This is a genomic window from Hanstruepera ponticola (assembly GCF_012931685.1).
GTDB lineage: Bacteria > Bacteroidota > Bacteroidia > Flavobacteriales > Flavobacteriaceae > Hanstruepera > Hanstruepera ponticola.
This window is the reverse complement of the sequence record NZ_JABANC010000003.1, coordinates 93,423-104,793: the sequence shown is the minus strand read 5'-3', so window position 1 is coordinate 104,793 and position 11,371 is coordinate 93,423. Positions and strand designations below refer to the sequence as shown.

At 31.9% G+C, this 11,371-nt stretch carries 11 protein-coding genes; 7 read left to right on the top strand and 4 right to left on the bottom strand.

Annotated features, from left to right (window positions below; translation table 11 throughout):
* Window positions 1-15: 15 nt before the first annotated feature.
* From HGK31_RS09255 to HGK31_RS09235, 5 genes are read left to right on the top strand one after another with little or no spacing between them, the layout of a single operon-like run.
* Entirely contained in the window at window positions 16-678 is a 663-nt protein-coding gene (locus HGK31_RS09255) for an ABC transporter ATP-binding protein (RefSeq protein WP_191859498.1), read from the top strand.
* Between the two features lie 16 nt (window positions 679-694).
* Window positions 695-2,398 (top strand): LIC_10190 family membrane protein, encoded by a 1,704-nt coding sequence (locus tag HGK31_RS09250; RefSeq protein WP_191859497.1) that lies wholly within the window; start codon window positions 695-697, stop codon window positions 2,396-2,398.
* Window positions 2,399-2,454: 56 nt separating this feature from the next.
* Window positions 2,455-3,024: a hypothetical protein gene (locus HGK31_RS09245; protein WP_191859496.1), complete on the top strand. Its 570-nt coding sequence runs from the start codon at window positions 2,455-2,457 to the stop codon at window positions 3,022-3,024.
* Window positions 3,025-3,040: 16 nt separating this feature from the next.
* Entirely contained in the window at window positions 3,041-3,430 is a 390-nt protein-coding gene (locus tag HGK31_RS09240) for a hypothetical protein (RefSeq protein WP_191859495.1), read from the top strand.
* Window positions 3,431-3,440: 10 nt separating this feature from the next.
* On the top strand, window positions 3,441-4,205 hold the full coding sequence (locus HGK31_RS09235) for a TIGR02757 family protein (RefSeq protein WP_191859494.1): 765 nt from the start codon (window positions 3,441-3,443) through the stop codon (window positions 4,203-4,205).
* Window positions 4,206-4,241: 36 nt separating this feature from the next.
* On the opposite strand, the gene HGK31_RS09230 is transcribed toward HGK31_RS09235, so the two are convergent.
* The 3 genes from HGK31_RS09230 to HGK31_RS09220 form a co-directional block, all read right to left on the bottom strand.
* Window positions 4,242-4,667: a hypothetical protein gene (locus HGK31_RS09230; RefSeq protein WP_191859493.1), complete on the bottom strand. Its 426-nt coding sequence runs from the start codon at window positions 4,665-4,667 to the stop codon at window positions 4,242-4,244.
* 19 nt (window positions 4,668-4,686) lie between these two features.
* Entirely contained in the window at window positions 4,687-5,217 is a 531-nt protein-coding gene (locus tag HGK31_RS09225) for a hypothetical protein (protein WP_191859492.1), read from the bottom strand.
* A gap of 195 nt (window positions 5,218-5,412) precedes the next feature.
* Window positions 5,413-6,567: a toxin-antitoxin system YwqK family antitoxin gene (locus tag HGK31_RS09220; protein ID WP_191859491.1), complete on the bottom strand. Its 1,155-nt coding sequence runs from the start codon at window positions 6,565-6,567 to the stop codon at window positions 5,413-5,415.
* A gap of 180 nt (window positions 6,568-6,747) precedes the next feature.
* Here HGK31_RS09220 and HGK31_RS09215 point away from each other — a divergent pair, with 180 nt between their 5' ends.
* A complete protein-coding gene (locus tag HGK31_RS09215; protein WP_104733850.1) occupies window positions 6,748-8,235 on the top strand; it encodes a S10 family peptidase in 1,488 nt (495 codons plus the stop codon).
* Between the two features lie 55 nt (window positions 8,236-8,290).
* Here HGK31_RS09215 and HGK31_RS09210 read toward each other — a convergent pair whose 3' ends face one another.
* Entirely contained in the window at window positions 8,291-10,186 is a 1,896-nt protein-coding gene (locus HGK31_RS09210; RefSeq protein ID WP_191859490.1) for a M61 family metallopeptidase, read from the bottom strand.
* A gap of 103 nt (window positions 10,187-10,289) precedes the next feature.
* Here HGK31_RS09210 and HGK31_RS09205 point away from each other — a divergent pair, with 103 nt between their 5' ends.
* Entirely contained in the window at window positions 10,290-11,297 is a 1,008-nt protein-coding gene (locus tag HGK31_RS09205; RefSeq protein ID WP_191859489.1) for a glycosyltransferase family 2 protein, read from the top strand.
* The last annotated feature ends 74 nt before the right edge of the window (window positions 11,298-11,371 follow it).

The following is an 11,371-nucleotide window of genomic DNA, read 5'->3' as shown; positions in this document are numbered from 1 at the left end:
GTTCATTAGTAAAAGATGATAACAGCTAGAAATATTCATAAATACTACTCCGATTTACACGTTTTAAAAGGTGTTGATTTAGATATTAAAGAAGGTGAAATTGTATCAATTGTTGGAGTGTCTGGAGCAGGGAAAACAACGTTACTGCAAATTTTAGGAACACTTGATAAACCTGATAAAGACAATGAGACTCGTTTTTTGTTAAATAATACTGAAATTAGCAATCTTAATGAAAGAAATTTAGCCAAGTTTAGAAATGAGCAAATTGGTTTTATTTTTCAATTTCATCAGTTATTACCAGAATTTACGGCTTTAGAAAACGTCTGTATTCCTGCGTTTATAAAAAAAACTAAAAAACAGGAAGCAGAAAAACGCGCTTTGGAATTATTGGATTTTTTAGGATTGAAAGATAGACACAACCACAAGCCCAATGAACTTTCTGGTGGCGAGCAGCAACGTGTTGCCGTAGCCAGAGCGCTTATAAATAATCCTAAAATTATTTTTGCTGATGAACCTTCAGGAAATTTGGATAGTGAATCAGCTGAAAACCTGCACAACCTCTTCTTTAAACTTCGTGATGAGTTTGGTCAAACATTTGTGATTGTTACTCATAATGAAGAGTTGGCCAATATGGCTGATAGAAAACTAACCATGGTTGATGGTAAGATTGTAAATTAAATAGTACTTTTAGTACATGCTATTAATTTTAGTCTCCTGGATTTATATATTATTGATTTCAGCAGTTATTGGAGTCAGTACTCTTAAGGCTTTTAAGATTGCTAAATCACATCCAGTAGTAACAATTATCATTGGTTTATTTGGTGTTACCTTATTAACTTCTATTTGGGCCATTGCTTGGGCTGTAAATTGGCAGTTTCATGTTTTATTGTTCTTTATTTCCTGTTTGTTATTTGTTGTAAACAAATCATTTATAGTTAGTTATTTAAAATTATCTACAAATGAGTTTAAGTCTTTAAAACTATTTTATAAAATCCTATTCATTGTTATTTCATTTCTCATTTTAGCGCAATGTGCCTCACCTCCTTTTATTATTGACAATGAATCTTACTACATACAAACCATTAAATGGCTCAATGAATATGGCTTTGTTAAAGGCTTGGTCAATCTACATTTATTTCTGGGGCAAACTTCGGGTTGGCATATCTTACAGAGCGCTTTTAATTTTAGTTTTATTTACGACAGATTCAATGATTTAAGTGGTTTTATGCTCTTATTGGGTAATTATTATGCTATTACGCATCTAAATAGTTACTCTTTGAAAAGCCGTTCTGTTTTGTCACTTGGAATTGTTGCATTATTCCCTGTATTAAATGTATTCTTCTTTCAATTTATATGTGCGCCATCTCCTGACATGGCAATTTATGTGCTAGCGTTAGTAGTAACCCATCAGTTTTTAAGCTGTTATGAGACATTTGACAAAAACATTTTTATAACATTAGTCTTGCTAACGCTCTTTATGGTTATTATTAAACCAACAATACTATTGTTTAGTATTTTACCTTTAATACTTTTTAAGCGTTATTTCATTTATACGCGAAGCATTGCAAAACTACTTTTAATAATTACTGGTGTTGTTGGCCTTATCCTGATAATAAAAAACACCATCATTACAGGAAATCCATTATTTCCTCTAAACACTTTAAGAATTGCTGATTTCTCATGGCAGTTACCGAAAGAGATTGCATCGTACTTTTCATTATACGGAAAGGCCTATGGGTATCAAATGACACCTGAAGCATACGAAGCATCTTCATGGTTAATTAGGTTTAAAACCTGGCTTTTTGCCTCTGGTTTACATGGTGTTTTTAATAAAATCATGATTAGTTTACTGATTATTATGCCATTTATTATTTTCAAATTTTATAATAAGCGATCTTATATGGTATTGTATAGTGTTGGATTAATGAGTATCATATTACTTTTTGCAGTCTCCCCACAGTATCGTTTCTTTTTCCCTTTCGTCATGATTTTTGGCTTAATGATTTTAAGGTTGCTTATTGTAAATACAAAAACTTTGAAAACCGTTTTAGTCATGACTACAATTATAGCTGCAATACCACTTATATTCTCTGTAAACAATCAGCAGTTTACTGCAAATAAGCATCATAGAATTACCAGTCAGTTTTCAACCAATTATATAATTCAACCGTATGGCATAAGTAAATACCCAAAAGATTATAAAGTGATAGCAGTTGGAAATATCAAATTCAACATACCCGAACAGGTTGACTTTTTTTGGGGAACGGGTAATATTCCACTACCAGCAATCAATAAGGAACAATTAGACTATTTTAAAACGTATTTTGAAGTCATACCGCAACAAAACACTGAAGATTTAAAAGATGGGTTTTACACGAAACATGTTTCTAAAAAATAGTCACTTTTTCTACGCAACCTTTTTGAGGTTTTAGCATCTTACTATAAAAACCAATCATGATTAAGAAAGTTGTTAAAGCATTTTCCTTTTTTGCCCTACTCCAAATACTAGTTTATTCGTGTTGTAATGAAACCTATAATGTTTATTATGAACAGGTTTCATTTTTGGCGATTGATATGAATGAATTTAGTGATGATACTATTGCTTCTGAAGATTTAGTATTGCATATTGATTTTTCATACAATTATATCAAAATTTCAGAACTCATTGATTTAAAAGATTTTTCGAATTCTGCTTATGCAACAAGTTGTGATGAGGATTACTTTTTTAAAGATTCAATTACTAGTATTATTGTTATGGCTAGTGAAACCCTTTTTGATATAGAAGCTGGAAATTCATTAAATGATAAGTTAGTTTTTATTAACCCAGATACTTTAGAAAATGAGAGTATTGATAATTTGGTCACGTTTCTTAATAATGATAATCAAGGATTTGGTTACAACAAATTAGATATGGTTTTCAATGAAACTATTCCAAGTGATATGGTATTATCATTTAATATTCAAATACAGTTAGAAGGCGGCAGAAGCTTGGTAAATAGTACAGAAATGATTACTATTGAGTAGTCAAATCTTACATCGCATGAAAGAAACATTTTTCAAGAATCAATTATTTAAAGTATGTCTAATTATATTTTTAACGCTACTGGTTCTCTTGAATATATATGCATTTATATTTTCTGATTCAGTTCCTGCTATTATTAGAGCTATTTGTCAATTCTTTGTGTTGCTGCTTATAGTGAATAAAAGTAAACACGCTAAACTAGCTATATATGCTTTTGCCATTATTACCATAGTTGGATCATCAATAGCACTTATTGGATCTCTAATTAAGTTATTTATAGCTGAAGAAACACTAGATTACATGATGCTAGCCATGCGTATTATATTACTTGGTTTAAGTATAGCTGTTTTTCATTTTAATAGTACAACTGTAATTATTAAAACAATAATCAAAGAAAAGTATTTATAATTTACGTTTGATGACAAACTCTGAATTAAAAGAATTTCTCGACTCTAAAGTTATACAGTACAACAATACCAAGTTTATTGAATCTGATCCTATCCAAATTCCACATCAATTTTCCAAAAAAGAAGATATAGAAATTTCTGGATTTCTAACAGCCACCATAGCTTGGGGCAATCGTAAGAGCATTATAAACAATGCTCATAGAATGATGTTGTTAATGGATAATTCACCTTATGATTTTATAATGAATCATCAAGAATCAGATTTAGAAAAACTAACAAGCTTTGTTCATCGCACGTTTAACGGAACGGATTTTATAACCTTCATTTCTGGCTTAAAACATATTTATACCAATTATAACGGATTGGAAGCTGTTTTTGCAAAGCATGCTGAATCCAATACGTTACAGACTTCAATACATCATTTTAAACGGGTGTTTTTAGAAATTGAGCATTTAAAACGAACAGAAAAACATATTTCAGATCCTTTTAAAAACTCTGCTGCCAAACGCTTGAATATGTTTTTACGTTGGATGATACGGCAAGATAATGCTGGTGTGGATTTTGGCATTTGGAACACCCTCTCACCTAGGCAACTGTCTTGTCCATTAGATGTTCATTCTGGGAATGTGGCAAGAAAACTAGGGTTACTTTCAAGGAAACAAAACGATGCTAAAGCACTAGCCGAATTAGATGCTAATTTACGCAACCTAGATCCAAATGATCCTGTAAAATATGATTTTGCTTTATTTGGGCTTGGGGTTTTTGAAGGGTTTTAAAATCTACGTATTTACTTGATACAGGTAACTGTTCTTTTAGTTAATCGTTATGTGAACAGTTATAAATTCAGATGGAGATGGAGATGGACGTGATTTAAATCTTAATTCATACTCTCCAACGTCAGTCGGTGTAAATTCATAGTTCGTAGTCAGAATTGGTGCATTTTGCGAGCAAACACAACCTAAATATTTTGCTTCTAACTCAATAGTTCTAACATATCCTTCTTCAGATTCTATAAACTTTCCGAATGTACCACAGCCATTATAAACTCCGAAATTAACTTCTATATTAATAGTCTCGTTAATTGTACCTGTATCTGGAGCATTTACCGAAGTCACATATCCAGTTTCATATTCAATACATGCATTGTTTTCTTCAACACTATCATCATTATTCTCGCAGCAAACTACTAACGAAGAAATAATAATCAATACAAGAAAATTCAGTAGGTTTAATTTCATAATTATTACGCGTGTTATCTTATGTTTTTTGTTTTCTATTCAACCATTTGGTAATTTGGTAGTAATTAGTTAGCAAAATATAGCCGACAATTAGATTTATTCCTGAAATCACCCAATTGAAGTAATCTGTTATTTTTCCAAAACTAAATTCTTCCAATTGATTCAATCCGTTTGGTGAGACCTCTTTTTTAAAAGCTAAATAAGTATATTGTAAAAATTCAGGTAAATAATTAATAATTAATAATCCACCAATTAATAATAGGGCAAGTTGTATTATTTTTTGACTGTTAAAATTTTCAAATTCAATTCTTTCTTCGTCAAATCCTTTGTCTAGTTTTAGAAAGTCAATTATTAAGTCAGTTTTACGAATTAAAATTATATAAACCAAAACTGTTAAAGCCACAGCTCCAAAAATCCAAAGTAAAACAACAGGCTCGAATTGAAAAATCACATAGCTTATATTGGTTGGAATGTATGTGAAAACAGTTAAAATTAATGAGTAAAGCCCGAATAGTTTTATTATAATTCTAAAAAAATCTCTTTTTGTCATAAATACAAGTAACGGTTTCGTATAACCGTCAGTTACGGATTAATATGTGTTAATTTTCAATTTGGCACTAAATTTAGCAATTCCGAGTGATTCTAGCCTGTGTTGAGCACAGTCGAAGCTAATCGATTCCGCCGACTAGAGCGTAGCGACTGGCGAAGCAAATTGCGGTTATACATTGTTATCTGCTGGCTTTTTTTATTCATTACAGTGTTTTTCTAATGCTTCTAAAACCATCCAATTATCATCTCCAAGCGAAGCGGCTTTATTTAAATCAGCGCAAATTTTAGTCAATTCCGATTGTGATAATTCGGTTTCTTTTGAAGCAATGATTTGAATATCTTTTGATTTCGATAAAGTTCGACCATTTCCAAGTTCGTATTTTCTTAAAATTGCAAAAGCTCGGTTAGAATATGCATTAGTGAAATATGGTTCAATTTCAAGAGTTTTGTTAAAATCTAAAATTGCTTCATCAAATTGGAAGTTATTTAATTTCATTGTGGCTCTTGCAAAATATGCATCAGCCCAATTCGGTTCTAATTCTAATGCTTTATCTAATTTCTTAATCGCTCCTTTATAGTTTACTTGTTTATACAACTCTTGGGATTCGTTGTATAGTTTGAAAAGTTTGTCGTTTATTTTATCATTTTGATAAACACCATTCTTGTAAACGTTTTTTCCTTTTATTTCTCCAGTTGAATAGTAGGAAACGGATTCTCCATCCATTTTTCCGTTTATAAAGTTTGTCTGTTGTTTTAATTGTCCATTTGGATGATACATTTCCCAAATTCCGATTTCTTGTCCGTTTTTAAACTCACCTTTTTGCATTAAAGTGCCGTCTTTATAAAATCGTTTTTCCGTTCCGTTAGAAAGTCCGTTTTCGTACTCGATTTCGTCTGATACATTTCCGTTCATATGATACATAAGTCGCTTACCTTTTAATCTGCCGTTAAATAAAGTTCCTTCTCCTTGCTTTTTTCCAGTTAGGTAATAATCAATAAACCTTCCTGAAAAAGGATTTGAATTATCTTTTAAATACCAAGTTCCATTTTTCTTGGTCATTAATTTGGTTGTCGGAATTACTTTTATACTATCAGGTCTTTTGGCATATTCTTTTGTGAAAACATAAATAATTGCATCCAAGTCTTTATATCCAGTTTTCTCAATTGCTTCTTTGTTTTTTAGGACATCGACTCTGTCAATTTCTTTTTCAGTCAATGTTCCAAATTCTTCTTTTGGTTCTTCGATTACTGGAATTGAATCTACAACGTATAAAACATTTTCATTTTGGTTTTGACTGAATCCAATTATTGGTAAAATTGTCAGTAGTAAAATCAGTATTTTATTTTTCATTCGTTTTTTTTAGCTTGTTGCCAACATTTGTATAACATCACTAATAATGTTATATGTATTATATACCAACAAATCTAACAGATTTTTATTAAAAATATGATTTTACTTTAATAGGATAAAGTGTTATTCAAAAAGTTCTAAAAAGATATGTAACTTTAAAATCTAATCAATTACCTAAATATGAAACAATTTCTATTTCTTACAATCTGTCTCTTTTCTTATTCTGTTTTTTCGCAAAACATTGAAATTCCACTAGACACTACTGTCATCACCAAGCACAATACCACAGTAAAAGGTGTTAGTTTTTCATATACCGCTGAAACAGGTACGCAACCCATATGGGATGTGGATGGCAACCCAATGGCTACGTTATATTATACATATTATACGCGTGATAATATAAAAAATAGAGCTAACAGGCCTATCATTTTCTCATTTAATGGTGGTCCTGGTTCGGCATCAGTATGGATGCATATTGCCTATACAGGACCACAGATATTGAATATTGATGATGAAGGTTATCCTGTTCAGCCTTATGGTATAAAGCAAAATAATTACTCTATTCTTGATGTGGCTGATATTGTATTTGTAAATCCTGTAAATACAGGATATTCTAGACTAGTAAAAAACAAAGATGGTGACTATCCAGATAGAAAACAGTTTTTTGGAATCAATGAAGATATTAGGTATTTAGCCGATTGGATGAACACATTTGTAAGCCGACATAATCGTTGGGAATCACCTAAATACATTATTGGTGAAAGTTATGGCGGTACACGTGTTATGGGATTGGCTAAAGCCTTGCAAGAGAATCAATGGATGTATCTAAATGGTGTTATCATGGTTTCCCCTGCCGATTATAATGTTTACAGTACTGGCCAACCTATCTATTCAGCCTTAAACTTACCTTATTATACAGCGGCTGCATGGCATCACAATATGTTAAATTCCAATTTACAGAGTAAAGATTTAAACGCTATTTTACCCGAAGCTGAAAATTTTGCAATTAATACTTTAATGCCTGCTATTGCTAAAGGTGGTAGTATTTCTTCAAGCGAACGCGAGCAAGTAGCGACTAAAATGGCTGATTATTCAGGTTTAAGTAAAAAAGTTATTTTGCAACATAATTTAGATATTCCAACATCGTTTTTCTGGAAAGAATTGTTACGTGACAAAACTGGGCAAACTATTGGTAGGCTGGATTCACGTTACATTGGGATTGATAAAACCGAATCGGGTTCAAGCCCTGATTATAATGCTGAATTAAGCTCTTGGTTGCATTCGTTTACGCCAGCCATTAATTATTATATACGTGAACATCTAGATTTTAAAACCGATGTAAAGTATAACATGTTTGGTGATGTGCATCCTTGGAATAGGGAAAACAATAACGTTCGTGAAGATTTACGTCAAGCTATGGCAGAAAACCCTTATTTGCATGTTATGGCGCAATCTGGTTATTACGATGGCGCTACGACTTATTTTGCTGCTAAATATACCTTATCACAAATAGATCCGAGTGGTAAAATGAAAGATAGGTTATCATTTAAAGGTTACAGAAGTGGCCATATGATGTATTTACGTAAAGAGGATTTAATAAAAGCCAATGAGGACTTGCGAGAGTTTATTGAACAGTCGTTACCCAAAGGAAAATCTGCAAAATATTAAACATAAAAAAAGCCTGACTGTAATGTCAGGCTTTTATCTTTTATATCGTAACTATTTATCCTTTTAACCACGCCTTACGCAATGCAACCTGCTCTGCTGTTGCATCTTCTTGAGGCATTAAGCCTTTTCCAGTTGTGTAAGCCTGTGTTAATGTTGTTTTAATTGTTATTTCTTCACCCTCTCTATCTAAAACAACTTCAACGTCAGTTCCTGGTTGCCATCCAAAGACTTTTTGAAAAACCTGATTAGCCGTTTGCATGGTTACTTCGGTACCATCAATAGACTTAATAACATCGTTTGGTTTAACACCTTGTTCATTCCAGAAACTGTTTTCGGTTACAGCATTATTAAAATATATAACACCACGACCTTGATCTGGTGCTACAATTAAACCACCGCCACCTTGGATGTAGTTGGTTGTCACTTTTCCTTCAGAAATTTCAAGACCTACTTTATTAAAAAATTCGTTATAATCTATAGGTGTATTTCCAATGACATGTGTATCAAAAAATCCTCTTAAAGATGGATATGTCATGGCAACAATTTCATCAATTAATTTATCATCTTCAAATGGTTTATTTTTCCCATATTTCATAGATAATTCTTTCATTAAAGATAAAATACCACGATTACCGTTACTCCCTTCTCTAATTAAGATATCAACACACATACCAATTAATGCACCTTTTTGATATACATTGTAATACTGACTAGCATATGGTTCTTCCAACACATTCTCACTCATTACAGTAAAGCTCATAGAATCATTCATCCCGTTGGCAGTACCAATTTTACCCATGATGGTTTTGTAGAATTCTTCTTCAGTCACTAATCCCTGATCTACTTGGAAAAGAGTTGCAAAATATTCGGTAACACCTTCATACATCCACAAGTGTTTTGAAAACGTTGGATTGTTATAATCAAAGTAATGAACATCTTCTGAATGAACACTTAACGGAGTAACTATATGAAAAAATTCATGAGATACAATATCAGTCATACTTTTATCTAATGAATTTGCAGGAATAGCTTCAGGCATAACCACAACAGTAGATGTATGATGCTCTAATGCACCAAAACCTTTTGGAGATTCAGCTCCTCCTTCAGATAAATAAACATAAATATCATAACGTGGTGTGCTGTTTATATCGCCCAAATAGCTTTTTTGAGCTTGCATCATTTTTTCAATGTTTGGTCGTAAACTTTTTGCCGTGTGCGTTCCATTTGGCGAAAAGACACTTAATACAATCTTGATGTCACCAACCTGAAATTCTTCAACGTCTAAATTTCCATACATCATTGGGTTATCAGTAATGTCAAAATAACGTGGTGCAAAATAACTAGTAGTCATTGACTTACCGTCTACGCTAGTCGAAGAATTGACAGTTTCCAAAGCCGAAGTTCTTTTGAAAGTGGCATCAGCAGTAACGTCTAATTTATATTGGCTGTTTTTTAAAGAATCAAAGTATCCTATAAAACCGTGTAAATTTAAAACATAATTATCTGGCTCAATATTGGTTCCAGCTGGCGAAAATGGTTGCTCACCACCTATACCACCTGTTGACTCTATGTCAAATGTGTCGTTTACATAGTATGTTATATAAGATAGCTTGGTCGCATCACTTATTGTCCAGGTATTAGTATCTACTTTATTAACTGACAATTCATTACCATCATAATCTATGGCTTTAAAATCATCTACATACTTTCCAAAATCACTAACAGAATAAGTTCCTTGTACTACTTTAGGTAATCTGTATGTTACTGTTTCTGCCGTGAAACGGCCAGGATTGATTACTACTGGTGCTTTGTCATCAGTAACTTTTGTTAAATCAATAGAGGTTTCTATTGGATTACTAGTAGCTAAATCATTTTTTGAAGCTGTTTTTGATGACGATCCACAGGCAACAAGTAATGTACTAAAACCAATTATGGCTAATATTTTTTTCATTGTGATAATTATTAAGTTTTTATAGTTGACGCCCAAAAGTACAATGTGTTACAGATTTAAACCTTAACTTTTTGTTAAAATGAGTAATTACTATATTCGCTAAATGCATGAAAACCTCATTAGCATATTAACGCCATTTAAAAATACAGCAGAATTCTTGCCTGAATGTTTAGACTCTGTCATAAACCAATCAATTGATAACTGGGAATTAATAATTATTGATGACCATTCCACAGATAACAGCCATAGCCTTGTTTCAAACTATGCCAACAAAGACTCTAGAATTAAATTATTTACAAATCAAGGTAACGGTATTCTAGACGCGTTGCGTTTGGCTTTTAAAAAAAGTGAAGGAAATTTTATTACTAGAATGGATAGTGATGACATTATGATTCCAAACAAACTAGAGATTTTAGTTGAAAATCTAGAAAAATTTGGTAAGGGATATGTTGCAGTTGGAAAAGTTAAATACTTTAGTAACACTGGTATAAGCGATGGCTATTCTAAATATGAAAGATGGCTCAATAAACTCACTGAAACAGGTACAAACTATTCTGAAATATATAAAGAATGTGTTATCCCGTCACCATGCTGGATGATGCATCGTGAGGATTTAATTACATGTGATGCCTTTAATCCTGATCTATATCCTGAAGATTATGATTTAACGTTCCGTTTTTACAAACACAGTATGGCTTGTATTCCATGTGATGAGATATTACATCTCTGGCGTGATTATAGTACTAGAACATCTCGAACCCATGAACATTATGCCCAAAATTATTTTCTGGAAATTAAATTGAAGTATTTTTTGGAATTAGATTACGATTCAAACAGACCTTTGGTTATTTGGGGAGCTGGGTTTAAAGGTAAAACCATAGCAAAACTGTTGCTTGACAATCAAGTTCCATTTCATTGGATTTGTGATAATCCCAAAAAGATTGGAAAATCAATTTATGACCAACTCATGTTGCCTTTTTCATTTTTAGAGACTATTTCAGGTGCGCAAAGTATCATAACAGTTGCCAGTCCAAAAGCACAAAAAGAAATTAGGTTATATTTCAAAAACTTAAATATGTTTCCTGTTAAGGATTATTTCTTTTTCTGCTAATTTTTTAATTTGTTGTTAAAAGGTTTTCTATTTCAGTGTAAACACTATTTTTGTAATAAATAACTTAATCAGGA

Excerpts from the sequence above, each read along its gene's own strand:
- HGK31_RS09255 (WP_191859498.1), top strand. The coding sequence starts at position 16 with ATGATAACAGCTAGAAATATTCATAAATACTACTCCGATTTACACGTT.
- HGK31_RS09250 (WP_191859497.1), top strand. The coding sequence starts at position 695 with ATGCTATTAATTTTAGTCTCCTGGATTTATATATTATTGATTTCAGCA.
- HGK31_RS09245 (WP_191859496.1), top strand. The coding sequence starts at position 2,455 with ATGATTAAGAAAGTTGTTAAAGCATTTTCCTTTTTTGCCCTACTCCAA.
- HGK31_RS09240 (WP_191859495.1), top strand. The coding sequence starts at position 3,041 with ATGAAAGAAACATTTTTCAAGAATCAATTATTTAAAGTATGTCTAATT.
- HGK31_RS09235 (WP_191859494.1), top strand. The coding sequence starts at position 3,441 with ATGACAAACTCTGAATTAAAAGAATTTCTCGACTCTAAAGTTATACAG.
- HGK31_RS09230 (WP_191859493.1), bottom strand. The coding sequence starts at position 4,667 with ATGAAATTAAACCTACTGAATTTTCTTGTATTGATTATTATTTCTTCG.
- HGK31_RS09225 (WP_191859492.1), bottom strand. The coding sequence starts at position 5,217 with ATGACAAAAAGAGATTTTTTTAGAATTATAATAAAACTATTCGGGCTT.
- HGK31_RS09220 (WP_191859491.1), bottom strand. The coding sequence starts at position 6,567 with ATGAAAAATAAAATACTGATTTTACTACTGACAATTTTACCAATAATT.
- HGK31_RS09215 (WP_104733850.1), top strand. The coding sequence starts at position 6,748 with ATGAAACAATTTCTATTTCTTACAATCTGTCTCTTTTCTTATTCTGTT.
- HGK31_RS09210 (WP_191859490.1), bottom strand. The coding sequence starts at position 10,186 with ATGAAAAAAATATTAGCCATAATTGGTTTTAGTACATTACTTGTTGCC.
- HGK31_RS09205 (WP_191859489.1), top strand. The coding sequence starts at position 10,290 with ATGCATGAAAACCTCATTAGCATATTAACGCCATTTAAAAATACAGCA.